The organism is Methylobacterium sp. ME121, from assembly GCF_000974725.1.
In the GTDB taxonomy this organism is placed as follows: Bacteria; Pseudomonadota; Alphaproteobacteria; order Rhizobiales; family Beijerinckiaceae; genus Methylobacterium; species Methylobacterium radiotolerans.
Genome location: NZ_BBUX01000007.1, coordinates 58,443 through 82,504, shown reverse-complemented (window position 1 = coordinate 82,504; position 24,062 = coordinate 58,443). Strand labels below are relative to the sequence as shown.

17 protein-coding genes and 1 tRNA gene are annotated in these 24,062 nt (G+C 67.7%); 7 read left to right on the top strand and 11 right to left on the bottom strand.

Going from position 1 to position 24,062, the window contains the following annotated elements; all coding sequences use genetic code 11:
* Window positions 1-18 precede the first annotated feature (18 nt).
* Window positions 19-846, top strand: a complete 828-nt coding sequence (locus ME121_RS07800; RefSeq protein WP_059408618.1) for a hypothetical protein — start codon at window positions 19-21, stop codon at window positions 844-846.
* Here the strand turns inward: ME121_RS07800 and ME121_RS07795 are convergent.
* The 8 genes from ME121_RS07795 to ME121_RS07755 form a co-directional block, all read right to left on the bottom strand.
* The gene (locus ME121_RS07795) at window positions 843-1,637 is read right to left on the bottom strand and encodes an HNH endonuclease (RefSeq protein WP_059408617.1); all 795 of its coding nucleotides are present in this window, start codon (window positions 1,635-1,637) and stop codon (window positions 843-845) included. The genes ME121_RS07800 and ME121_RS07795 overlap by 4 nt on opposite strands.
* Window positions 1,634-5,629 (bottom strand): Eco57I restriction-modification methylase domain-containing protein, encoded by a 3,996-nt coding sequence (locus ME121_RS33420; protein ID WP_089231372.1) that lies wholly within the window; start codon window positions 5,627-5,629, stop codon window positions 1,634-1,636. The genes ME121_RS07795 and ME121_RS33420 overlap by 4 nt, the downstream gene beginning before the upstream one ends.
* Window positions 5,629-8,388, bottom strand: coding sequence for a DEAD/DEAH box helicase (locus tag ME121_RS07780; RefSeq protein WP_059408614.1), 2,760 nt, complete (start codon window positions 8,386-8,388; stop codon window positions 5,629-5,631). The genes ME121_RS33420 and ME121_RS07780 overlap by 1 nt, the downstream gene beginning before the upstream one ends.
* Window positions 8,385-13,643 carry a DEAD/DEAH box helicase gene (locus tag ME121_RS07775; protein WP_059408613.1) on the bottom strand — a complete coding sequence of 1,753 codons (5,259 nt, stop codon included), beginning with the start codon at window positions 13,641-13,643 and terminating at the stop codon, window positions 8,385-8,387. Before ME121_RS07775 ends, ME121_RS07780 begins: the two co-directional genes overlap by 4 nt.
* A gap of 375 nt (window positions 13,644-14,018) precedes the next feature.
* A tRNA-Ser gene (locus tag ME121_RS07770) sits at window positions 14,019-14,108 on the bottom strand.
* Window positions 14,109-14,189: 81 nt separating this feature from the next.
* Entirely contained in the window at window positions 14,190-15,308 is a 1,119-nt protein-coding gene (locus ME121_RS07765; RefSeq protein WP_012321591.1) for an ATP-dependent DNA helicase, read from the bottom strand.
* Window positions 15,305-16,237: an oxygen-dependent coproporphyrinogen oxidase gene (gene hemF, locus ME121_RS07760; RefSeq protein ID WP_012321590.1), complete on the bottom strand. Its 933-nt coding sequence runs from the start codon at window positions 16,235-16,237 to the stop codon at window positions 15,305-15,307. Before hemF ends, ME121_RS07765 begins: the two co-directional genes overlap by 4 nt.
* Window positions 16,238-16,339: 102 nt before the next feature.
* On the bottom strand, window positions 16,340-16,753 hold the full coding sequence (locus ME121_RS07755) for a PaaI family thioesterase (RefSeq protein ID WP_012321589.1): 414 nt from the start codon (window positions 16,751-16,753) through the stop codon (window positions 16,340-16,342).
* A 437-nt stretch (window positions 16,754-17,190) separates the two neighbouring features.
* Here ME121_RS07755 and ME121_RS07750 point away from each other — a divergent pair, with 437 nt between their 5' ends.
* Window positions 17,191-17,700: a Ros/MucR family transcriptional regulator gene (locus tag ME121_RS07750; protein ID WP_012321588.1), complete on the top strand. Its 510-nt coding sequence runs from the start codon at window positions 17,191-17,193 to the stop codon at window positions 17,698-17,700.
* Window positions 17,701-17,781: 81 nt separating this feature from the next.
* Here the strand turns inward: ME121_RS07750 and ME121_RS07745 are convergent, their stop codons facing one another.
* A complete protein-coding gene (locus tag ME121_RS07745; protein ID WP_012321587.1) occupies window positions 17,782-17,976 on the bottom strand; it encodes a hypothetical protein in 195 nt (64 codons plus the stop codon).
* A gap of 285 nt (window positions 17,977-18,261) precedes the next feature.
* On the opposite strand from ME121_RS07745, the gene ME121_RS07740 reads away from it, so the two are divergent.
* From ME121_RS07740 to ME121_RS07730, 3 genes are all read left to right on the top strand, one after another.
* A complete protein-coding gene (locus tag ME121_RS07740; RefSeq protein WP_012321586.1) occupies window positions 18,262-18,723 on the top strand; it encodes a GNAT family N-acetyltransferase in 462 nt (153 codons plus the stop codon).
* Window positions 18,724-18,792: 69 nt separating this feature from the next.
* Window positions 18,793-19,149, top strand: a complete 357-nt coding sequence (locus ME121_RS07735; RefSeq protein WP_012321585.1) for a hypothetical protein — start codon at window positions 18,793-18,795, stop codon at window positions 19,147-19,149.
* 136 nt (window positions 19,150-19,285) lie between these two features.
* The gene (locus tag ME121_RS07730) at window positions 19,286-20,416 is read left to right on the top strand and encodes a DUF2336 domain-containing protein (RefSeq protein WP_012321584.1); all 1,131 of its coding nucleotides are present in this window, start codon (window positions 19,286-19,288) and stop codon (window positions 20,414-20,416) included.
* Between the two features lie 11 nt (window positions 20,417-20,427).
* Here ME121_RS07730 and ME121_RS07725 read toward each other — a convergent pair whose 3' ends face one another.
* The gene (locus ME121_RS07725; RefSeq protein ID WP_012321583.1) at window positions 20,428-20,781 is read right to left on the bottom strand and encodes a hypothetical protein; all 354 of its coding nucleotides are present in this window, start codon (window positions 20,779-20,781) and stop codon (window positions 20,428-20,430) included.
* A gap of 252 nt (window positions 20,782-21,033) precedes the next feature.
* On the opposite strand from ME121_RS07725, the gene ME121_RS07720 reads away from it, so the two are divergent.
* The gene (locus ME121_RS07720) at window positions 21,034-22,926 is read left to right on the top strand and encodes a sensor histidine kinase (protein ID WP_012321582.1); all 1,893 of its coding nucleotides are present in this window, start codon (window positions 21,034-21,036) and stop codon (window positions 22,924-22,926) included.
* Between the two features lie 26 nt (window positions 22,927-22,952).
* Window positions 22,953-23,678, top strand: coding sequence for a peptidoglycan-binding domain-containing protein (locus ME121_RS07715; protein ID WP_012321581.1), 726 nt, complete (start codon window positions 22,953-22,955; stop codon window positions 23,676-23,678).
* Between the two features lie 73 nt (window positions 23,679-23,751).
* Here the strand turns inward: ME121_RS07715 and ME121_RS07710 are convergent, their stop codons facing one another.
* Window positions 23,752-24,042, bottom strand: coding sequence for a hypothetical protein (locus tag ME121_RS07710; protein WP_012321580.1), 291 nt, complete (start codon window positions 24,040-24,042; stop codon window positions 23,752-23,754).
* Between the last annotated feature and the right edge of the window lie 20 nt (window positions 24,043-24,062).

Here is a 24,062-nt window from a genome sequence, read left to right as displayed (position 1 = left end):
AGGTGCCGGGCAGACGTGATGGATACGAAAGGGTTCCCGAAGCCGATCAACGACACGCAACGCGAGTTCCTGCGTCTGTGTGAGCTAGGCGGGGGCGCTCGTGGTGGTCCCCCGCGTGGCAAGGTCCTCGAGGTGCTGCGGGCAAGCGGCAAGAGTCTCAATATGCTCGCGCATGCGGAAGCGCAGGCTCACCTTGCAGCCTACCCGGATGCGAACCCTTGGCACCTCTGCTTCGCGATCGGTCTCTCGTGGGGACACTTGGCGCGCTTGGATGTGGACTTCACAGGTGCAGTGGCCGGCGTGCTCGCGAACTGGAACAGCGGTGATCTCGCCGCCGCGAAGTCGTTCCACATGGAGCGTGGTCCCGAGCCCATCGAACAATCGCTACGTGGGGCTCACAATCTCTTTGGCCGCGTTATCCTTCCGAAGACATTACCGAGCACCCTGGATCGCCTGGACACTGCGCAGCAGCGCTGGATCTCCCCGATCCTCACCGGGTCAGATCGGCCGCGCTACATCGGCAGCTGGAACGCGACAGCGATGTTCATGGCCGCGCTGTTCGCTCAACCGTCGCTGGCTGCCATACAGACCGAACCGAGGCCGATGCTGCCGCCTGGTGGCCCGATCTTCAAAGGCTTGCAGATGCTGCACAAAGCCGGGCTTCTCAAGGAACCCCCGTCCGGCAGCGAATTGGATGACCAGGCATTTGAGCCCGGGTCCCTATATGAGAACAACAAGCATCTGGCGGATCTCTGCGCCGGCCTCTCTGCCTGGAGCCTCATCGATGTTCACAGCGGCGTGTACATGTTGGGTACGCGTCATCCGCACTCAAGCAAGTGGGTCTAGGAATCCCGCGCGCTGAAACCGTGCCGTAGCCTGTGGTCCTTCAGATATGGGGCATGCCCCGCCCTGACAGGCACCGTGACCGGCCGCCCATCGGTCAGGACGGCGATCGCTCTCTCTGAGAGCCTCGAACTCACGAGGAGCTTGCCCTCGTCGCTGAAGCTGATGAGGCCCTGGTCGAAGGCGGCATCCCACAACGCCGAGAGCAGGATACCGTTGTGGACGTCGACCCGCTCGTAGTCGCTGGACGCCGCCCAAGGCTTGATATGCGAGGCCCGGAGTAGCTCCCGGTCCCGCAACCCCGTGACCGCACAAGCCTGCTTCCAGTATCTGTCTAGGTGACGTCGGAAGATGCCCTGCGCGATGCGCACGATGACCATCTTCTCGGCCTCCGTTGCTGCGGGCATTGACTGGGTGACTTCGAGAAACTCCTGATATGCTGAAGGCTGTAGCTCCTCGGTGACCAGGTGGTAGATCCGAGAAAGCGCGTCGCCGAGTTCAGAAAGGCTGCTGACTACGCGGGCACTCTGACCAGGCATCGGACCGATGTAATGGGTGCCCGGGAGGATCGCTGTGTCGATCCGCGGTTCGCTGAACGATAGGATCCATGGTCCGCCTTCACCGCAAGCAGCGGCGTAGACCTGGAACGGCGTCGTAGCAGAGCGCAGCAGGTACCAGCCGTCTTGGATGACAGGCTGATCGAGACCTTTATGAAATCCGTTTCTGTAAGCAGCCTGACGGATATCAATCCATATAGCAGCCGAGGTGTGATGTTGATAATTGATTAACATCATTCAGCAGCGACCAGATTAACTGCTCCACTGGCAAGTTTGTCAAACGCCTGGAGTGCTAAATCCCTAGTCCGATAAGACTTGTAACGCGAAATATCGTTGTTTTTTAGCACACGAAATGTCTCAGACGGATACCCGGATCCTTTCGCCTCAGCGGGATCGAGAACATAGACAAGTTCATCTCTGCTTAATCCATACGCTCGTGCATACCATGCATCGAGTTCGGCGCGCAGTTCTGCGCGCCGAAGTTCGTCCCAAGAGAACGGATTTCCAGAGTAACCGATCTCAGACGCAAACGGCTCCATTGAACTGCTTGTATAAGTCAGTTCAAGAACCCTTTGCGCAATGAAATCAATTTCCCTATTATTATATGAATTGCGACCAAGAACTGGAAGCTGCTTTAGGTGACTAAATGTGAGATGCGTACCTCCGACCTTTGTCCTCGTTACGAAATCAAAAACCAGCGAATTCATGTTCGCGTACAAAGCAGCGCACATTCGTGCATCGTCTTCAACAAAAAGTAGAGGACAGGTGTCAACCACGGCTACTCTCGGTAGAATGCTAAATATCGCCGTCCTTTCGTCGGTGGAACGAGTGATATTGCGCCAACCCATTAGCCACCCGCGTCTCCACTTTTGCGCATTAAGTCGAGCATCAACCTCGAGCTGAGGCACCCAGAAACGCGGCATCGGTTCCGCTTTGACGTTCTGCTTGGCACTCACTGGGTCGCTTGATGCGATTTCCTTTCCATACGAGAACCAACGATGATCGAACTGGTGCATCATTTTCGCTTCGTAGACGGGAACATATATTGTATTTCCTGAACCGTTTTCCTGTTTTGCAATCCATTTATTTCCTGCAGGTTCGTATTCGGTTTTAGCTAGCTGCTCAGCCGTACGAAACCAATTGGAATCCTCAGCGATGTGCCATAGGCGAGTATGCGACCTAACCCGCCACGCCGCATCGCTGGATGCACCAGTTTCGTCTATCAAAACGGCGTTTCTTTTGTAGATACCGGCAACTATATCCGCATCCGCCTTGGTGCGAAAAACCGGTGCCGTCTTAGTGTTTGGATTAATGCGTTCGATATCCTCGGCTGTCAGCATAAACAGCCGCTCAGAATCGTTGATCTGCGTTACGCTTGTTAAAGAGAATGCGTATCGAGGTAGGTCTACTCTGTGTGCGATAGATAAGACACTAAACCGGTAGCTTCGATGAACTGCCGGAAATATACCTTCTTTGTTCTCGAAATCCAAAAGTCTTGCTAATTTCTTTTCAGTCACAAGAGCTGCAAAGAACGGTGCAGTCGTTGCTTCTGTTGCTATGCCTGTTGGTACTATGATACCTGCTCGCCCACGCTTAGAAAGAAGCTGCGTAAATAGCTCTGAAAATAAAGCATACGTATTGACATCACCCCTTCCTGCGCGAGGAAAGCGGCCTCCCTTGCTACCATCCAAGCGCATGAACGTTGAAGATGCCTCTGACGTTCTTTTTGCATCTATATAAGAATTATATATAGCGCGTTTAGAAATATCTACGTCCGAACCCTTCAGTTTTTCGATCAAAGCTTCACGTGCAGCAGCTGTCGGAGCTTCCGCGATGTCTGTGTCATACTTTGCGAAGTATTCGCGCTCCTGAAGCTTGATGCGCTCCCAAGGCGGATTTCCAATTACGGCGTCAAAGCCGCCACGATTGAAAACGTCACCAAAAGTAAGTCCCCAATGAAGCACCCGAGCCTTCGCAGTGCATTCTTGGCAGGCAAGAAGCATGTCAGTATCGACACGGCCCTGGTGGAGGGCATGAATAGTGTCGACCGTGCGCGGCACCAGCGTTTTTCCGTAGGGATCATCGTCTACGCCCTTCCGCATCAGGAAGGCACCAAGGTAAAGATCTGCGGCTTGCTTCTTCGCGACAAGGCCGGGATCGCTCATTGCCCTGATCCAGAGGTCCTGGCGCTCCTTGATCTGCCCCGGCGTGTCCTCGGACATCGCCTTGAAGGCGCTGATTAGCTCGGCCGTGTGCTCTTCGAGCGGCTTCCAGCCCTTCTGATCGAACAGGTTCAGCGCGCCGGCGCGATTGTCGCGTTCGGCGAGCACGAACCTGCGGCAGGCATCCCGGTCATCGCCGGTCAGGGGCTTATAGGCCTCCTCCGGAATGCCAGCATCGAGTACGGCGTCGAGTTTCTCGCCATAGCCAAAGGTGCCGAGCAAGGCGTCACCGCAAACGATGTTGCCGTCAAGAAAGCCCAACGGCTTGCCGGGCTCGATGGACTCAATCCAGAGCGCGACCTTCGTGAGGTCGACCGCCATCGGGTTGCGGTCGACCCCATGGATGCACTGGCGCACGACATCGCGCACGGCGTCCCGGTACTGCTCCGCTGAGGCGATGCCATCATTGCGCGCGCGAGCAACCCGGGCGGCCAAGCGGCGCGCTGCGGCGAGCAGGAAGTGCCCAGACCCGCAAGCCGGATCGATCACGCGCAGTCCGAGCAGAGCGCGAACCGGATCGGCGGCACCGGCAACAACCTGATCCATGACCGGGTCGATTGTGGTGTCCAGCAGAACCTGAACCAAGCTGTCGGGCGTGTAGTAGCTACCCGTGGTCTTTCGCGCGTTTCCACGTGTCTCCAAGCCCTCGGCGAAAAGCATCTCCCGTCCGTCGGCCGTGATGCGCGGGGTCAGCTCCAGCAGGCTCTCGTAGACCGAGCCGAGTTCCTCGGTCTGCATGTCGCGCCAGTTGACCGGCATGACGCCGTCGTCGGTCTTCAGCCAAGCGAGGCGGTAGATTGCTTTGAGCAGGTCGCGGTTGCTCAAGGCGTTCCCTTCGAGATCGTCCATGTGCTGCGACACGAACAGACCGGCGAGCGGTGGGAGACCGAGTTCGTCCTGCCCGTCAGCGAGCGCCTCGAAAACGATCTTCAGCGCCTCCCAACGATCGCTGTAGGCGTCGTACCCACTGCGCCGGATCGACGCTTGGCGCAGAGCACCGACGCTGTAGCCTTGTGCGTAGCGCTGGCGCTTGATCGCTGCCGTCTGCCTCGGATGCAGGAGGTCGCGATCCTCTGCTACGAACAGGAAGATCAGGCGGTAGACGAGGTGCAGGCATTGCTCGAAGTAGGCCTGAGCGGGGATGACGCCGCTGCCGACGAACTTGCGCAACGCTCCATTGGCGGGATGGCTCAGGAAGCCGGTACCGAGGGCGAGGAGGGCTTCCTCGACGCCGTCGCGGAGCCGATCGCGTGCAACTTCGCCCTCTTTCAGTCCGGCGAGCCGCCACCGTTCCAGCGTGCAATCCGTGACCGCGTCAGTGGGCTTGCCGAAGCGCGTCGCGTGCAGGAGCAGCCAGAGCACGGCGAAGTCGACCCGGCCCTCGTTTGTGAAGATCGCGTCAAGGTCGGCCTCGATGTAGGCGGGTCGGGTCAGGCTTGGGTTGTCTCGCAGCAGGCGCAGCCGCGTGCCGCAGCAGGCGAGGCCCCAAAGGGCGGCGTCGTCGGCGTTGAGCCAATCCTGGACGACGCTGGCCGCGGACCCGCGCCGTCCAGCTGCCGTCATGCTCGCGCTCACGCGATCAATGCCGTCGGCCGGCGGGACCACGACCACCGGCACGCGACCACCGAGACCCTCGAAGGTCACGGGGTAGATGTCGCCATCGCGGTCATGCCGCCCGACCGGGACGAGGTCTCGAAATTCCAGGACGTCGCGCAGCAGGGCTTCGGTGAAGCGCTGCGTGGCGGCGAGCGACGGCTCCGGATGGGCCGTGAGATCGGCGTAGTGCGCTTGGGCGATCCGGTAGGCGCGCGCGATCTCGTCGCGCAGAATGAGGCCGCGCGCGATGCCATAGTCGTTCGCGGTCTGCTCATCGGCTTCGATGCGGGCGATCTGCGTCAGCATCGCCGGCGCGATCAGGCCACCTTCTAGGGTGATCGCATCGAATGCGATGGCGGGCGTGCGCTTTGCGCGGCGAGCCCGCGTAGCAGTCCTCGGCTGGCGGGCCATCACAGATCTCCCGGCGTGAGGACGTAGAGGCCGACGATGTCGGCGGGCAGGATCGGCTCGACTGTGACCCTAGGCGTACCCTGGGCTGCCGCACGAACGCGGCGGTGGTCGGCCTCGAGCGCTTCGCCGCGCTGCGTGCCGTAGGCGTCGATCGCCGGCATGTACACGCTTAAGACGCGCTCGCGGGCCCGCTCGATCAGGCGGTGGCGTGCGGTCTCGGCGAGATCGCCACTGGCGGGTGCCTCGATCAACTGCTGCGCGCCCTCGCCGTCGGCGATGGGCGTCGTGCTCGCTCCCACAAAGGCCAGGGTAACGGCCTCCTCCGCGAGCAGCATGCGCTCGGAACGCCCGTGCACGGTAAGCTTGTGGCGCAAGCGAATCAGCACGACCGTGGTCATCGCGTTGACCCCGGTGGTGCTCCAAACCCCTGTCCGGGCAAGTTCAAAGCCGGTCTCGCTCTTCGGATCGAGCGCTGTCTCTAACAAGCTCTCGGCCAGGGTCGCGGTGATCGGATGAGCCCGGCCGACTGTGACGGCACCAGCTGGCGCTTTGGCCTCAAATCCGATCCGCACCTCGCCCCTGACGCCACTGGCGTCCAGACGCTCGGTGATCGCCGGTGGCAGCTTGGCGAGATCGGCGCGGAACGTCGCACCGCGCGCGGGCTCCAGCGCTGTGTTGAAGTGGTTCATGGCATGGGCGACGAACCGTTCGACCCGATCGGGTCCGCCGATGATCGCGCGCCAGCTTTCCCATTCAGGCATCACTTCGGCAGGCTTGAGGGCGTTCTGCGCGTAGCGCGCGCGGGAGCGCTTTTCGCCCTCTTCTGCGTCGCGCCAGGATGCCGAGAGGGCATCGGCTTCCTTGGCGAACAGATCGAACTGTCTCTGCGCACCAGGTCGCCCGCGGTGTTCCAACATCGCGTTCAGAAGCGCCCCGGAGATCACCTGACGATCCTCGGGCAGGGCGATGATGACGCCGAGATCTTTGCGGATCCGCTCGGCCTTCCTCAGGATCACGCTGAGGACCGCGCTGTCGATGAGGCTGTCCGATCCGAACAGCAGCATCGACTTCACCAGGGGGGCTGGCTGACCGAAGCGATCGACACGCCCTTCGCGCTGCTGATGCCGTGTCGGGTTCCACGAAAGGTCGTAGTGAACGACGGCGTCGAACAGCATCTGCAGGTTGATGCCTTCGGACAGACAGTCCGTCGCGACCAAGAGGCGTTGGGGCTCCTCGGCCATGCCTTCGACCCGGTCGCGGCGATCGTCCGGTACGAGCAGACCCGTGACGCTCTCCACGGCGAGGCCCGGGAAGGCCTTGCGGAGCGCAGCGGCGACATACTCGGCCGTGGCGATGTACCGGCAGAACACGACCGGGTTTGCGCCGGCGGCGATCAGGGGCTTGAGCTCCTTGATCATCATCGCGAGCTTGGGATCTGGCTTTCCGACCAGAGCCTCCGACTGCCGGACCAGCTTGGCGAGCGCCGGATCGGTTCCGAGGTAGGCGCTCGGCTCGGCGTCGACGGCTTCAGTATCCTCATCCTCCTCGTCGAGGACCTGCATCGACAGGCGCTCGGGATCACCGTCTTGGCGGTTGCGAAGCGCGTTGAGGGCGGCCGCCGGCGATGACCCAACGCAGCGAAGCAGCGCCAACGTCGACCAGAGCGTAAGCCGCTGCCGGTGCGTACCGTCGCCCGCGTCCTCGATGCGGTCGAGGCAGTAGTCGAGGACGGCGTCGTGGAACGCGCCGTGCTCCGTGCCGAGGGAGTACGGGCGATCGAGCTTCTCGTGCCGGGGGAAGATCTGATCGGCTTCCCACTTCTGCTCGAGGATGTCCTTCCGGCGGCGCTGCACGAAGTGGCGCGCTAGCGCAATTCGGCCGGCATTGATTTCGAGGCCGGACATCGCGAAGCTCTCATCAAGCAGCTTCAGCAACCGATCGAAGGCTTCCTCGTCGCCGCTGTGTGGGGTCGCGGTGAGAAGCAGCATATGCCGCGCCGCATCCTTGGCGAGACGTTGCAACAGGCGATAGCGACGCTGCCGACTGCCGTGGGTACCGACGCAGGCGTGAGCTTCATCGATGACGACGCAGGGCGGACACGAGGCCGCGAAGCTCTCCCGGCGCTTCTCGGCCTTGATGTAGTCCAGGCTGACGACCGTGAAGGGATGGACCTCGAACAGGCTCTGGGTCCCGACGACCTTCCGCTCCAGGCGCGGCGCGGACGCGGAGGTGACGGCAACGGCCTCGATGTCGAACTTGGCGCGCAGCTCGCCAACCCATTGATCGACGAGATGCGGCGGGCACAGGACACAGAAGCGTTCGATCTCGCCGCGGTCGAGGAGTTCGCGGAGGATGAGGCCGGCCTCGACGGTCTTGCCGATGCCGACGTCGTCGGCGATGAGCAGACGTACAACGTCTAAGCGCATCGCCATCAGCAGCGGCACAAGCTGATACGCGCGCGGCTCGAAGCTGACGCGCGCCGATGAGCGGAACGGGCCAGCGCCACGGCGCAGGGACAGGCGGAGCGCCTCTGCCAAAAGGCGGGCGCTCTCCTGCGTGCCGCGCACGTCGACCTCCGGCGGCGCGAAGTGCGCGGCCTCGACCGGCATCCGTTCCAGAGCCGGCAGGATCGTCAGCGCGTCGGCCTCAGTGCCGGAGAGCGGGCGCAAGCGGAGCGCAGCCGGATCGTCGTGGGGCAGCGTGACCCATTCCCGGCCGCGCGCACGCACGAGGTCGCCGGGGGAGAACTGGACGGTCATGCCGCGACCTTGAACAGCGACGAGAGGGTAGAAGGCGGGTCTTGCTCGGGGGCTCCTGTGAGCACCACGAGCGTCCAACCGCCGTCTTCGAGTTCATCGACGATGTCTTGCGGCGGCGGCGCGTAGGCGATCGCGACGTGGTGGCTGCGCCAAACGTCCAGGATGCCGTCGGCGTCGAACTTCAACCGCTTGGCATCGAACGGTGGCAACCCCCAACGACCGAGAGCCTGCGGCCAGGTCTCCGTGCTCGCCGCCGCCGGCGATGCCGTGCACACTACGGAGGTCGACCGGATCGCGCCGGCCGCGAGGCGGACGAGGGTCGTGCGAGCGCCGTCGTCCGTGCGGTCGATGAGGGCGTGGTCCATCTGGTTGTAGTACGACAGCAGGCAGCGATAGCAGCCGCGCACGCAGAAGGCGTCGTCGAGATCCTGCAGCTTTGAGGCGTCGCGGGTGATCAGCGCGTCCTCGATGCTCTCCGGCGTAAAGTGCATAACCTCCAGGGCACGATGGGCGACCTCTGCCAAGCGCTCCGGTTCGCTGACGAGGCGGCGAAGCACGCCGGCACCGCCCTCGCTGGACTCGTATGCGAGGATCGCCTTGCGCTTCCGGCGATCTGGAACGGCCTCGGTGGCAATTTCGCCTTCCTCGACCTGGAACACGAGGCTCAGACCCCGGGCGATCGCGTACTGGAGCGTGGCGAGCGTGGTCTCCTCGGCTTCCGGGCCGAAGAGCTTCAGCAGGGCCGCATTCTTGTGGTCCTGGACGATGGGTACGACGCGCACGGCTCCGGGACGATCGGGCTCGGTCGGATCGGCATCATCATCGTCTTGCTCGCGGTCGGCCCCGACCCATTGACCATTCTGCGGATCGATTGGGTAGCCGTAGAGGTCCTTGTCCTTGCGCTTGCGCAGACCGAGGTTGAGCCGGCTGATCTGGGCGCGAGGGGCATAGGTCAGATCTAGGACTGTGCCGTCGTCATCCTCCGCGATGGCGGTCAGGACGTCGCTTTGCCCGTTGCGCTTGGCCCAGGTGAAAGTGGTCTGGATCTCGAACCCGCGACCCCGGCGCGCCTCCTCATTCGCGGTAATGCGCTCGGACGGGACTGTCTCAACGTTCTCGATGCGCAGAACCTTCTGGATACGCTTCGCGCCGCCGAGCTGTGTGCCGCAGGCGTGGCACAGATTCTGTCCCTCACCCTCGTGACCCGCACCGCAAGAGCGGCACACCCGCCAGATCGCGAGGTTACCCTCGGCCAGCATCCCCTGCGGGTCGCGCACGTCTGGTGGGATCTTGGCCCGAACGACCTTGAAGGCGCGGCCCTCGTGGTAGATCAGCGAGCCCGGTCCGAACTCGGCGATCGCCAGGAAGCGGGCCCGCTGCAGGTAGGCCGCTCGCGGTCCGGTGGAGCCCTGCTCGGGCACGTACGCGTAGAGCGGCAGCCGCGGGAAGTTGTACCCGGGCAGATACCCTTCGGTCGCGAGATAGCGGTGTGAGGCGAAGTCGGAATTGTCCGATTTGCCGCCGTGCTCCAGCAATCGGATCTGGCTGTTGGCGATGCGCAAGGCGCGCTCGGCAGCGTCGCGGGCCTGCTTCGTCAGGCCATGCTTCATGATCTGTCGGCTCGCCTCCTCCATCTGCGCGAAGGCGGCGTTGTAGAGATCGCGCCAACGCCCGAAGGCGTCGTTGAAGCGCTGCGCCGCCGTCCTGGCGACATCCGCCACGAACGGCTTGGAGTTCTTCAGCCAGTCGCTGCCCGGGTCGTTGAGGACCGCCGGCGGAATGGACGTGCGGACGTTGCCCAGGATCCGCTCGAAGTCGTCCTCGACGCCGACGACGCGGTCCGGATTGGTCAGCCGGTCGGTGATCTCGGCCCGCACCGTGCGCTTGGGCGCATCGAGGTCCAAGATGTCCGGGATGGCGTCGGGCAGTTCCTGCCGTAGCCGCCCGTCCACGCCGGCCTTCGCGAGCCAAATGGCGTTGAGATGCGCCTCAATGAGGTCGCGGTTGGCGAGATCGATGCCGGGCGGTCGCACGGAACCGGCGACCAACTGCTCGCGCCGGGCGAAGTAGTACTGATCGTGCGGGCTCTGGGCCGCGCAGTAGGTGACGATGAGCGCGGCTTGACCCGAGCGCCCAGCCCGGCCCGAGCGCTGCGCGTAGTTCGCCGGCGTCGGCGGTGCGTTGCGCAGGTAGACGGCGTTCAGCACCGAGATGTCGACGCCGAGCTCCATCGTCGGCGAGCAGAACAGCACCGGCAGGAAGGTGTCAGCCTCCAGCGGATTGGTCTGATCCGCGCGCATCACGTCGAGGTTGCGCTTGCCGGCATCGCCCCAGCGAAATCGCGCCTCGCGCCAGAGCCGCAGATCCTTGTCGACCTGCGCCGTATGCTCACGGCTTTCGAAGCCGAGCAAGCTGTCGTCGTCGCTTGCGAGGATGTTCGCGGTCTCGCGGTAGAGGCGCGTGAAGTAGGTGTTCACGTCCGCCTTGGGAGCGTCGGCGACGAGCCGAATGGCGGAGGGCAGCAGCCGCAGTCCGGTGATCCCGTATTCTGAAACCTCCCGGACCCAGTTCTGGGCCTTGGCGATCCGGACGACGCTCTCCAAAAGTTCGTTGTACTCGTGGACCGTGAGGCGTCGACCGCCCCAGAGGTGGCCGTGCCGTAGCTTTTTGCCGACGCGGCTGTTGGGCCCGGCCGTGATCAGGCGGCTGTCTGGCCCGCGACCGCTCGGCTGAGCCTTGCCGCCGGCTCCCTCCGGGACGATCAGCAGCCCGGCATTCGAGACCGCCTCCTGTTCCGAAATCGCCCAGGGCGTGCGCAGGTTGTCGCGCGAGGAGCGCCCCAGGCTCTCGGTCGTCGCCTTCTTCAGGAAATCGCTCTCGACGGCGAGTTCCCCGCGCATGACTTCGAACAGGGCGTGAAAGACCCGTCGGCGCGCATCCGGCTTGATGCCGCGTAGCAGAGGGGCATCCTTGAACAGGTCCTCGTCGGCGCAGCTCTCGAGGCCCGGGTAGTGCGCGCGGATGAGTTGAAGGTTCTCGAGGTTGAGGTTGGTGTACCGCCAACCGCGACGCTGATCGCTCCACACGCGGTGGCTGAGCACGCGCGTGAGATCGGTGATGGCGCGCGCCCGGGACGGGCCGACGGCATCGGGCGAGCGCATCCAATGGCGACGGCGATCGTCGTTGTTGTCCTCGAAACCGAGCGCCTTCTGGACCGCCGTGCCGTACTCGGCCTCCGCGAGGCCGTCGGGACCTGCGGCCTGCACGGCTGACAGGACGGCCGCGCGCAACAGCGTCGTGAAGATGAAGTCGTTGAAGTGGCCGGCTTGGAGCGCCGCGTCCTGGCGGTTGTCGGAGAAGCCCAGCACCTTGCGCTTGTCGACGGCGATGTTCGCGTCGGGCCGATGCATGAAGCGCAGGAGGCTACTGACGATGAGCGTCGTGGCCGAGGAACGGCCCTCGGCGGTCAGGCCGGCGAGCTTGTTCTGCTCGCGGGTTCCGGGCTGCGCCTCCAGCTTGCAGTTCAGGCAGAACCGCCAACGGCCGGGGATGAACCAGGCTTGGCGGCCGGCGGCATCGACGCGCCCGTTCGGGAGCACGAAGGCCGCCGTGACCTGCTGTTTCCGGCGCGTGGATTTGAGGCGCGATCCCCGCGGCGTCTGCTCGACCCACTCGTCTGGATAGTCGTCCAACGCGCCGTGGAAGAACTCGTTGATCGTCTTGGGCTCGGGCACGAGATAGCCGGCGATGCCGCTATCCGTCTCCTTCTCGTTGATCGGATCGTCGATCGAGCGCGCCACGAAGTGGTCGCCGTCCTCGTCGTCGAGGCGCATGACGGGGTGGTACTCGTGCCCGCAATCCCGACAGAAGTGGGTCGAGAACAGCAGCGCGGTCTTGTCCTCCGGATGGTGGGTCTGACCCTTCAGCGTAACGCGGCGGATGCCGGAGGGTCCGGCCGTACGAAGGGTCGTGTAGACGAGGCCGGCACCGGAGATGAACCGGTGCAGTTTGAACGCCAGGAACGCGCGGGATCCTGTGCCGCCGCGCTCGGCTCCGGGACGGGCCAGCAGGCTGAGCATCTCGCGCAGACGCAGCTCGCACAGCGCCACGTCGCACCCAGTCTCGCCCGCGAGATCCCGCGCTGCCTGAACCAGGGTCATCGGCGGACGCCGCTTCAGGCGGCTGGTGTATTCCAGCCCGATCCGAAGTTCGATCCAGACGGCGAGCGGATGGGTCTTTAGCTCGGCGTCGGTGGCTTTCGTCGGCACCGGGTTCTGGATGCAGGCGGCGAGCTGCCCCTGCACGCTGGCGACCGTCAGATCCTCATCGGTGGCGCGCTGGAGGGTCTCCTCGATCACACAGTCGTCCGTGACCGCCACGCCGAACAGGTCGCTGGCGACCTTCGCCACCGCCTTGACCGGATCGCCCTGGTCCGGCGTCGCCATGGTCGCCGACGTGCCGATGCAGACGGGCTCACCGGTACCGCGGCACAGCTGATCGCGCAGGCGGCGCACCAGGACGGCGACATCGGCACCCTGACGCCCGCGGTAGGTGTGCAATTCGTCGAGCACGATCCAGCGCAGGCCACGGGCGTTCCCGATCACCTGCGCGTCGAGCTCGCTCTGCCGCGTCAGCAGCAATTCGAGCATCATGAAGTTCGTGAGCAGGATATCGGGCGGATTGTCCCGGACCTCCTCGCGCTTCTCGCGGCTCTCCTGGCCCGTGTAAATGCGCACGCGCGGGCGTTGCGCCTCCGGGATGCCGCACTGGTTCAGGAACTCGGTCAGACCCTCGTACTGCGAGTTCGCCAGCGCGTTCATGGGATAGACGACGATGGCGCGAGTACGCGGCTTGAAGTCGGGCTTTTGGCGCTCCCGGATCGCCTCGTCGATGATCGGCAGGAAGTAGCAGAGTGACTTTCCCGATCCGGTGCCGGTCGTGACGACGAAGCTCTTGTTGGCTTTCGCCTTCGTCAGCGCTTCGACCTGATGGAGATGCGGCTCAAGGATCCGGCCGCGTTCACGGAAGATCTGCGTCGTGAGCGGGTGAAGGACACCGTCCTTGACGAGATCCTGCAGTGTCTCCCCGCGCGCGAAATGCGGGTTGATGGTGATCAGCGGATCCGGCCAGAACGCCTTGTCGTCGTAGAGGCGATCGACCTCGGTCCGGATGTCGTCGGCAGCGATCTTGTTGAAGGACCGCGCGAACGCGTCGTAGTCCCGGATCAGGGTCTGGTCGAGACCGAACGCATCCACAGTGTCATGTCCCCTGCATGACGGCCGATAAGTCCGACCATTCCACCCCTGCCTGCGACGCTACCCCAGGTGCTTGCATTCAGGTAGCGGAAAGCTCGGCTGACGGCCGTGAACGACGGATTACACGGTGGTTGGTGGGCAAGTGTGGCCCACAGGGCAACCAGAGCTTCCGTTTCTGGCAAGCCAAACCGGCGGTACGAAGGAACGAATCGCGTAACAGGAAGTGCTGCAGCGAGCTTGTGCTCGCACTTCGTCAGCTGCTGAAAAAGCGCTGATCTATCAACGGCGCTCGTGCGGCCGTACCAAATTATGCTGAGATCGGTGTACGAAAAGCGCCCAGAAGTGCCAATCTATGGTGCGCGTTTCAAACTGGTGTGGCGGAGAGGGGGGGATTCGAACCCCCGATGCCCTTGCAGGCATGCCGCATTTCGAGTGCGGTGCATTCAACCGCTCTGCCACCTCTCCGCAAGGTGCCTCGATGAGACGGGCGGTGCGTAGCACGCGCGGTCCGGCTTCACAAGCGAGACGTCGCGCGCCGGCGCCAGCTCAGACCACCACGGTGATCGCCTGCGCGGCGCGGGTCAGGCCGGTGTACAGCCAGCGCGCCCGGTGCTCGCGGAACGCGTAGGATTCGTCGAACAGCGTCACCCGATCCCACTGCGACCCCTGTGCCTTGTGCACCGTCAGCGCGTAGCCGTAGGTGAACTCGTCCGTCTCGCGTCGCAGGAACAGCGGGATCTCCTCGTCCGTGCCGGAGATCATCGCGCGCAGCACCTTGATGTCGGTGGGCTTCCGGCGGAGCGCCGGGTCGTCCTCCGGCACCACGTCGAGGCGGATCAGGTCCGGACGCGGCGGCGCGCGCAGGGCCTGCACGGTCCAGGTCGAGCCGTTGAGCAAGCCCTTCACCCGGTCGTTGCGCAGGCAGACCAGCTTCTCGCCGATCGCCGGCATCGGGTCCGTGTGGCCCGCGAGTTCCCGGAGCCGGGCATTGTAGAGGCGGCGGGTCTTGTTCAGACCGACCAGAACCTGGTCGCACTCGAGCACCTCGGCCGGATCCAGGGCGCGGCGTGACACGATCCGGCTCTGCCCGTAGCTGCCGAGCTCCAGCCGGCCGCCCTCGCGCACCGTCATCGCCATGCGGACGATCGGGTCGTCCTTGGCCTGCCGGTGGACCTCGGTGAGCATCACGTCGGGCTCCGCCTCGGTGAAGAAGCCGCCGCCGCGCACCGGCGGCAGCTGCGCCGGGTCGCCCAGAACGAGGACCGGCCGCTCGAAGGACAGGAGATCGTTGCCGAGGTCGGAATCGACCATCGAGCACTCGTCGATGATGATCAGGTCCGCCTTGGCGGCCGGGCCCGACCGGTTCAGCGTGAAGGTGGGCCCGCCCTCCTCCGCCTCCTTGGTGCGGTAGATCAGCGAGTGGATCGTGGCGGCGTCGTAGCAGCCCTTCTGGCGCATCACCGAGGCCGCCTTGCCGGTGAAGGCCCCGTAGACCACCGTGCCGTCGACGTCCTCGGCGATGCGGCGGGCGAGCGTCGTCTTGCCGGTGCCGGCATAGCCGAACAGCCGGAACACCTGCGATCCCCCGTCCCGCCGCCACGCGGCGATCGCCTTCAGCGCCGCGTCCTGCTGCGGCGCGTAGGCGGCCGGCAGACCCGCACTCACGGCCAGCGCACAGTCGGCGGCATCGAGGAGAGGATGGAGGCGACGTTGCCGCCCGTCTTCAGGCCGAAGATCGTGCCCCGGTCGTAGAGCAGGTTGAACTCCACGTAGCGGCCCCGCCGCACCTGCTGCTCGTGGCGGTCCGCCTCGGTCCAGGGCGTGCCGAGATTGTCGCGCACGATCTTCGGGTAGGCCTCCAGGAAGGCCCGGCCCACGTCGCGGGTGTAGGCGAGGTCGGCCTGCGGCGTCCCGCTCCAGAGGTAATCGTAGAAGATCCCGCCGATGCCGCGCGGCTCGTTCCGGTGCTTGAGGTGGAAGTACTCGTCGCACCACGCCTTGTAGCGGGCGTGATCGATGCCGTGCGCCGCGCAGGCCCGCTCCAGGCAGGCGTGGAAGTGGCGGCTGTCGGGATCCTCCTGCGTGCGGCGCCGGTCGAGCACCGGCGTCAGATCGGCCCCGCCCCCGAACCACGCCCGCGTCGTGGCGACGAACCGGGTGTTCATGTGCACCGTCGGCACGTGCGGGTTCCACGGATGGGCGATCAGCGAGATGCCGGTGGCGAAGAAGCGCGGATCCTCGGCGGCGCCGGGCATCTGGGCGCGGAATTCCGGCGCGAACTCGCCGTGCACCGTCGAGATGTGCACGCCGGCCTTCTCGAAGACGCGGCCCCGCAGCATCGCCATGACGCCGCCGCCGCCCGGCCGCCCGGTATGGTCGGTCCGGTTCCACGGCGTCTTCTCGAACGTCCCCGGGGCCTCGGGCGCGTCGGGGTGGAACGGACCCGCCGCCTCCGCCTCGAGGGTCTCCAAGGCGGCGACGATCCGGTCGCGCAGCGTCTCGAACCACGCCGCGGCCTCGGACTTCATGGCCGTCACGTCGGCCTCGGAGGGAGGCGCAGCCAGGGCTGCGCGCGCGTCGTCCGGCATCGTCATGGCACAGGCTTTTCCACCCTGCCGGGCGCACGTCAATGCGGTCGCGACCCCGCGTGACCGCGCGGGGCTCCCGCGCCGGCCTCCCGGCCGCGGAGCGCCGCCCTACGCGGGCGCCGACCGCTCGCCGACGGGCTTGAGCAGCCCCGTCGCGGTCGCCACCAGTTCCCCGGCCTCGTCGCGGATCTCGGCCTCGCAGAAGATCACCGACCGCCCGGCCCGGGTGACCCGTCCCTCGGCCGTCAGGACGCCGCGGCCGGGCGCGAGGAAGCGGGTCTGCATGTCGAGGGTCACCACGGGGCGCCCCGCCCGCAGCCGCGCCGCCGTCCCGAGGGCGACGTCGAGCAGGGTGCAGAGCGCGCCGCCATGGGCGATGCCGAGGTTGTTGGCGTGCTCCGGTCGCAGGGGGAGGCGCAGCCGCGTCCGGCCCGCGCGGACGTCGAGCGCCTCGATCCCGCAGTAATCCACGAACGGGATGGTGGCGCCGAAGACGGTGCCCGGTTCCGATTGCTGGTCCACGTCGATCGCCCCGGCTCCTGCCCCGCCCGGATCCTTATCGCCCGGCCGCCCCCGAGGCCATGACCGGACCGCCGCAGATCACGTGACAGTCGGGCCGAAACGTTCGTCCCGCCCCGACCGGCTCACGGGCCGTCCCGGCGGGCCCCCGCGTGAAGTTCTGCGCCTCTCATCTGACCGGAGACGGATCTTCGCAGAGGAAGCCGGCGGCGAGATCGCGGCAGAAGGCATAATCGATGCCCGTCCGCGTAGCCCGGTCTCATCCAACCTCGGCTCCGGGGTGTCGGTTTGCTCCACCGTCGATTTCAGCTCGACCCTCGGTTTGAATAATATGCGTGTTCATGGCGGGGGCATTGTGTAGGGAAATGCTCGACGACGACTTGATTTTGCTGCACAGACGTTAGAACCGTCTCACCACGGTCGGATAGAGGGAATCATCGATGGACGACAACGCCACTGAGCAGCAGCAGACCTTTATCGAGCAGGCGTCCGACATCGTCTCGGCGTACGTCTCGAACAACTCCGTGCCGATCAGCGAATTGCCCGGTCTGCTCGCCGGCGTTCACGCCGCGCTGACGAAGCTGTCCGCCCCCGCGGCGGCCGTCACCGAGACGGCCGACAAGCCGACGCCGGCCCAGATCCGCAAGTCTGTGACACCGGACGCCCTGATCTCGTTCATCGACGGCAAGCCGTACAAGACACTGAAGCGGCACCTGTCGCGCAACGGCCTGACGATCGAGCAGTATCGCGAGCGCTTCGGGCTGCCGCGCGACTATCCGTCGACGGCCGCGAGCTACTCGGCCCAGCGCTCGGAACTCGCCCGCAGCCTCGGCCTCGGCCAGCAGCGCCGCAAGTCCGCCGCTCCGGCGCCGGCTCCCGAGCCCGTCGCGGAGGCGACCGAGAAGCCGAAGCGCGCCAGCCGCTCCCGCAAGGCCAAAGAGACGGCCTGAGACCGCCCGACGCAGGCCCGAGCCCGGCACCCGCCCGGGGCTCGTGGATACCGGCCGGCGCGCGCCCCGCGCGTCGGTCCGTTACGCGAAGTCGGCGAGGTCGTCGGCCACGTCGCCCGCGGCGATCTCCGTCTCGGCCCTGTGCCGCTCGTCCGGCTCGGCCTCCGCCTCGGTCCTCCCGGGCCGCGGCACCGGCCGCTCGGGCACCGGCGCGGGCTCCGGCCGCGCCTGATCGGCCTCCGCCTCGGGGAATCGATCCGTCACCCGCCCCGCCATGCTGCGCGCTCCCCGACCCGACGACCGGAGGGCAAAGCGCGGACGGCCCTCCGCGTTCCGCCCAGGGCGATCGCGCCGGCTTGATCGGGCTGGCCGGAGGGGAGATCCGGGAGGTCGGCGCTGTCGGAGCGGACGCGCCCGACGGGCCTCCGGCATCGGCGACGGAATGCCCGATGATCGACACACCCGGGCGGAGACACGCCGCGCCATGCTGAGAGGCACCGCGAGGCGCCGAGAGGCGTCGCGATGCGTTGAACGGCCGGACAGGCCGATCGGGAGCGGGATTTGGGCAATCGCTACGGGCTGGAGATCCGCGCCGCCGCGGGGGCCGATGCCGCGGGCCTCGCGGCCCTGCTGGGCGAGGCGGGGGTCTCGGTCGGTGCCGCCGACCTCGCGGCCCGGCTCGAAGCCCTGCAGCGGGACGGCGGCAGCGCCCTCGTCGCCGTGGAATGGGGACCGCCGAGCGGCGTCATCGCCGTCGCCCCCGTGCGGACCCTCGACGCGCCGCGGCCCTTCGGCCTGATCACCGGCCTTGCGGTCGCCGCCGAGTCCCGCCGCCGCGGCATCGGACGGGTCCTGCTGAAGGCGGCCGGCCGGGCGGCGCGGCAGGCGGGCTGCGACCGGCTGCTCCTGGCCGCGGGGCCGGACCAGGAGGCCCTGCGCGCCTTCTGCGCCGCCGCCGGCTTCGCCGCAGAAGGGACGATGCTCGCGCGGCCGCTGCTGAAGCGGGGCGCCGGGGACGGGTGAGATCCGCGACATCCTGGCCGAAGCCGACACGGCTCACTGGGCGTTGATCTCGGAGAGTGGAGCCCCCCGATGACGCTGCGATCCGAGACCCCGCCGCCCCCCGCGAACCTGCCCGTCGATCCGCCGCCGGATTCCGAGGCGCCGACCGCCGCGCAGCTCAAGGGCGACATCGACAGCGGCCGCACCGCCGACAAGACCCCGCACATGGATATCGGCGCGGCCCCGCTCGGGACCTGCGAGGAGGCCGGCGGGACGCCGCCGACGCCCCGGGAGGTCCGGATCGCCAGACAGAACGAGCGGGCGCCCTCGGAGCGGGTGGCCCAGGGCTACCCGCACCAGCGGCAGCCCTGGGTCCTGCCGCTCTACGCCGGCCTCATCGTCGCGGCCGCCGTGGGGCTCGGCCTCGTGCTCTGGCTGACGCGCTGACGGCGGGGCCGGGGCGGAACCGGGCCGGTGCCATCCTGGCGCAGGACGGCACGGTCGCGGCGGAGGCGGCTTAAAGGTCGATTCACGTCGATGCGGTTAGCGTGACCTTACTGCAGTCTTGCGTAACCGATCCTCCATGCCCCCATCCGTCGATGCTCCGCCGGACCTGTCCGGGCTCCTCGAACTGTCGCGCATCGAGAATCTCGATCTCAAGCCGGTGATCCTCCGGGTTCAGACGGACCTGTTCGTCCGGGCCGCGGCCCGGGACCGGACCGAGATCGAGATCTTCGAGTCCCTGGCCTGCGGCCTGATCCCGACGGTGGACGAGGAGACCGCCCGGGTCGTGGCCCGCAAGCTGGCCCCCTGCCCCGAGACGCCACCCGCGGTGCTGGAGGCGCTCGCCCTGCGCGGCGGCGGCGCCCGCGACGCGGTGGTGGAGCTGGCCCCGACCCTGAGCCACCGCCTGATCGAGGCGGCCCTGGCCGAGGGGTCGGACATCGCCGCCCGCATCGCCGCCCGGGCCGGGCTGAGCCGGGAGGCGGTGGACGAACTGTCCCGCGAGGGCCGCCCCGAGATCGACCGCGCGCTGGCGGCCAATCTCGGCCACACCCTGCGGGGCGCGGCCCTGTCGCGGCTCGTGGACCGCGGCCGCGGCGCCCCCGACCTCGCCCGGCTGCTGCTGGTCCGGCCCGACGTGTCGGCCGCCGACCTCGTGCCCCTGTACCTGCACGCCGACCCGATGCGCCGCACGGTGATCGGCCGGGCCGTGGAGGCGACCGCCGCCCTGCGCCCCTGCCCGCCGCCTCCCCGCGGCCTCGGCGAGACCCTGACCGGCCTGTCCGCGGCCCGCGACGTGCCGGCCTTCATGGCGGCGCTGGCCGACGGACTCGGCCTGCCCCGCGATTTCCTGACGGTGGTCGCCGACGCGAGCGCCCGCTACGATCTGCTGACCCTCGGCCTGCGGGCCGCCGGCCTGCACGAGGAGGAAGCGGTCTACATCTTCCTGACCCTCAACCAGGGGGTGGCTCGCTCGGCCGAGCGCGTGGCCGACCTCGTCCGGCTGTTCCGCACCGTGAGCCGCCCCGCCTCCCGGGACCTGATCGCCGCGATCCTCGACCGGCCGCTGGCCGAGCGCGGGCGGAGCGAGGCCCACCAGCCGGCGCACGGCCCGGAGGCCAAGCTGCGCCAGGGCGCCGAGCGCGTCGCCGCGCAGCGGCCACCCGTGCCGGCGCGGGCCCGGACGGCGAGCGGCGGGGAGCCGGCCTGACCGGCCGGCCGTCAGCGCGGCTCGGTCCGGAGATCGCCCTTCGGACCACTCTTCGGATCGCTCTGCGGCTCGGCGCCCCGCCAAGCGGGCTGCCGGTCGGTCTCCTGCAGGGTGTCGTTCGAGGGCGGCGCCTCCGCGGCGCGGCGGCTCAGCTCCGCCATCAGGCCGCGGGCCAGCACGGCGCGCACCGCCCGGTCCCGGGTCTCGGGCGGGACCGCCTCCAGGGCGGCCGGCACGACCGCCTGGGCGCTCGGGACCGCCCCGGCGAGCTTACGGGCCTCCGCGGCCGGATCCGCGCCGGTGCGAAGCATGGCGAAGTAGGAGAGCACGCCGATCACCAGCGCGGCGCGCAGCAGGACGGTCATGAGACGGTTCCTCCGCTCGAGATCGCGCGAAGCATTCGACGGATTTCGTGAACCGGGCCTCTACCAACCCGAGCTTTCCCGCACGATGGTGAACGAAGCTTGTTCGCGATCGGCTGGTTACCTCGCGGAAAGCATCCCGACCATTCGGACAAGTCCCGCAACACTCGTTTAAGCCGGCTCTGCGACCGTCCGGTAGTCGTTCGAAGTCGAACCGGAGGCGCGACGGATGCGGGAACGCAGCCAGCGCGACGCGTGCCAACCTTGACCATCAAGACTGTCCTGACGTCTCTGATCGACGACCGGCTCGCGGGTCTCGTCCACGAATCCGTGGCCGACAATCCGGCCGCCCGCGCGCGCCACCAGCGCTTCCTGGTGTCGCGGCTGGCGACCGGCGCCGTGATGATGGCCGGGCTGCCGCCCTACCTGCTCTGGCGGGGGGTGCCGTCGGGCTTCGAGGTCCTGGCGATCGCGAGCCTGCTGCTGCCGGTCCTCGCCGCCGTCCTCCTCACCCGCACCGGCTCCCTCTGGGTCGCCCACGCGGTCTCGTCGGCGGGCCTGACCGGCCTCGTCGTCGCCCTGGCGGGCGTCACCGGCGGCGTCACCTCGCCCGCCGCGGTCTGGCTCGTGGCGATCCCCCTGGAGGCGCTGGTCTCCGGCTCGCTCCGCGCGACGATCGCGGCCGCCGCGATGGCGGTCCTCGGCGTGCTGGCCGTGGTGGCCCTCGGGGCCTGGGCCGGCTCCCTGCCGGTCATGGACATCTCGGCCGCGATCGCCCTGCCGGCCTTCGCGATCACGGCGATCGGCCACGTCGCCGCCCAGGCCCTGGAGCACATGCGCAACGAGGGCGTCTGGCGCGAGCGGCTGCGCGACAACGAGGCCCGCGACCGGCTGCTGCTCTCGGCGATCGACGACCTCGTGACCTGGCACGACCGCAACGGCCGCGTCCTGGAGGCCTCGGTCTCGGCCGTGCGGCTCCTCGGCAGCGACCCGGCCCGGCTGCGCGGCCACGGCCTGCTGGAGCGCGTCCACGTCGCCGACCGTCCGGCCTTCCTCAAGGCGGTGAGCGACGTCGCCGCGACCGGGCGCCCCGCGACGCTGCCCCTGCGCCTGCACGTCGAGCCCGAGACCGGCCGCGCCGACGGCGCGAGCCTGATCTACGCCGAGATGCGCGCCCACCGGATCGAGCACGGCCCGCACGACGCCGCCATGGCGGTCGTGGCGGTCACCCGCGACATGACCGAGCACCACCGGCACGCCGCGGAACTGGAGCGCGCCCGCGCCGAGGCCGAGCGGGCCGACGCGATCAAGGGCCGGTTCCTGGCCAACGTCACCCACGAGTTGCGCACGCCGCTCAACGCGATCATCGGCTTCTCCGAGGTCCTGGCGGGCGAAGGCGCCGTCAGCCTCGGGCCGGTCCAGGCGCGGGAATATGCCGGCATCATCGGCGCCTCCGGCCACCACCTGCTCGGCGTTGTCAACACGCTGCTCGACATGAGCCGGATCCAGAGCGGCAACTTCGACTGCGCGCCCGAGACCTTCGACGTCGCGGACCTGCTCCGGGGCTGCTGCGACCTGATGCGGCTGAAGGCCGACGCCGCCGGCGTCGCCCTCACCGCCGCCCCGTCGGGACCGGTGGAGATCACGGCCGATCCCGCCGCCTGCCGGCAGGTCCTGATCAACCTCATCTCGAACGCCGTGAAGTTCACCCCGTCGGGCGGCCGCATCGACCTCTCCCTGCGGCGCGGCGCGGGCAGCCTGGACATCGTCGTGGCCGATACCGGCGTCGGCATCGGCGCGGACGACCTGCCCAAGCTCGGCACCCCGTTCTTCCAGGCCGGGAGCGGCGGCTACAAGCGGCAGCACGAGGGCACCGGCCTCGGCCTGTCGGTGGTCCAGGGCCTCGTCGGCCTCCACGGCGGCTCCCTGCTGATCGAGAGCGCCCCGCAGGCCGGGACCGTGGTGACCGTCACCCTGCCCCTCGTCTGCCAGGCCCCCGCGACCGCGCACGGCCCGGCCCCGATCCGCACGGCCGTGCGGGGCGCCCCGGCGCCGCGCCGCGTGGTGCGCCTGCCGCTCGGCCTGTTCGACGCGGAGCCGGGCCCCGCCGCGGCCCCGGCCGAGCCGGTCCTGCGCCGCACCGGCTGACCCGAAGATCCCCGGAAGGAGACATGATGTCAGGCTACCGCGAGATCACCGTACCGGGCGAACCCGGCCGCGCCCGCCGGTCCGCGCCGCGCCGCGCCGCGGTCCAGGGCGACTGGCGCGCCGTGCTCGTCGGCGCGCTGAAGGCGACGGGCGCCACCTGCCGCACCAGTCCGGGCACCGTTCTCGGCAGCCTCGTCGCCCTCGGCGCGGCGGGTTTCGTCTGCGTCAACGCCCTCGGCTACCAGACCGGGCGCCACCCGGCGCCGATCCTGCCGAAGCTCGCCCAGAAAGCGCCCGCCCCCCGCGAGGCGGCGCCGGCCGCCAAGGAGGCCACCCGGGAACCCGCCCGGGAACCGGCCCGGGAGCCGGTGCGCGTCGTCGAGGCCGACCGTGCCGCCGCACCGCTCCAAGCCAAGCCGGCGGCCCGGGACGCGATCGGCGAGCTGATCCGGTCCGAGGAGACCACCGCCTCGGTCACCCCGAAGGGGTCGCCGGTCCGGCCGGCCGCCAAGCCGACCCCGAAGGACACGAAGGACGCGAAGGCGGCCAAGCCCGAGAAGGACGGCGATCCGGTGCTGCGCGCCCAGAAGGCGCTGTCGAAGCTCGGCTACGCGGTGAAGCCCGACGGCGCGATGGGCCCCGGCACCCGCGCGGCGATCGAGAAGTTCGAGCGCGGCGCCAAGCTGCCGGTGACCGGAGAGGCGACCGGCCGGACCCTGCGCGAACTGGTGGCGCGGGCGGGCCACGGCTAGCGAGACCCGGCGGCACCCGCGCCGGAGGGGCGGCGCGGGTGCCGATCGTCGCGACAAGTCGGTGCGCCGCCCCTCAGTACTGCGTGCCGGTGAACCGGCAGATCGTCTTGCAGCGCGGGCCGCCATTGGCCTGCCAGGACTTCGCGTGGCCGATCGATCCGGTCATGTCCTGCGTGGGATTACCGCCGGGCCGATGCACGACGATGTTGCAGGCATCGCTCGGGGTCCGCTGGTAGCGCGGGCAGGACGTGGAGTCGCGGTTGCCCAGTAAATCCATGAGCGTCTCCGGACGGGCGTGGGCCGACGGCACAACACCGCACAGGCAGGCGACGATCAGCGTCGCGCGCGAGGTCATTCTCCGCATCGGAGTGCTCCTTGAATCAT

Bases quoted from the DNA above. Each gene is read 5' to 3' on its own strand.
- ME121_RS07800 (WP_059408618.1), top strand. From the start codon at position 19: ATGGATACGAAAGGGTTCCCGAAGCCGATCAACGACACGCAACGCGAG.
- ME121_RS07795 (WP_059408617.1), bottom strand. From the start codon at position 1,637: ATGATGTTAATCAATTATCAACATCACACCTCGGCTGCTATATGGATT.
- ME121_RS33420 (WP_089231372.1), bottom strand. From the start codon at position 5,629: ATGGCCCGCCAGCCGAGGACTGCTACGCGGGCTCGCCGCGCAAAGCGC.
- ME121_RS07780 (WP_059408614.1), bottom strand. From the start codon at position 8,388: ATGACCGTCCAGTTCTCCCCCGGCGACCTCGTGCGTGCGCGCGGCCGG.
- hemF (WP_012321590.1), bottom strand. From the start codon at position 16,237: ATGACGATGCCGGACGACGCGCGCGCAGCCCTGGCTGCGCCTCCCTCC.
- ME121_RS07750 (WP_012321588.1), top strand. From the start codon at position 17,191: ATGGACGACAACGCCACTGAGCAGCAGCAGACCTTTATCGAGCAGGCG.
- ME121_RS07745 (WP_012321587.1), bottom strand. From the start codon at position 17,976: ATGGCGGGGCGGGTGACGGATCGATTCCCCGAGGCGGAGGCCGATCAG.
- ME121_RS07735 (WP_012321585.1), top strand. From the start codon at position 18,793: ATGACGCTGCGATCCGAGACCCCGCCGCCCCCCGCGAACCTGCCCGTC.
- ME121_RS07730 (WP_012321584.1), top strand. From the start codon at position 19,286: ATGCCCCCATCCGTCGATGCTCCGCCGGACCTGTCCGGGCTCCTCGAA.
- ME121_RS07725 (WP_012321583.1), bottom strand. From the start codon at position 20,781: ATGACCGTCCTGCTGCGCGCCGCGCTGGTGATCGGCGTGCTCTCCTAC.
- ME121_RS07715 (WP_012321581.1), top strand. From the start codon at position 22,953: ATGTCAGGCTACCGCGAGATCACCGTACCGGGCGAACCCGGCCGCGCC.
- ME121_RS07710 (WP_012321580.1), bottom strand. From the start codon at position 24,042: ATGCGGAGAATGACCTCGCGCGCGACGCTGATCGTCGCCTGCCTGTGC.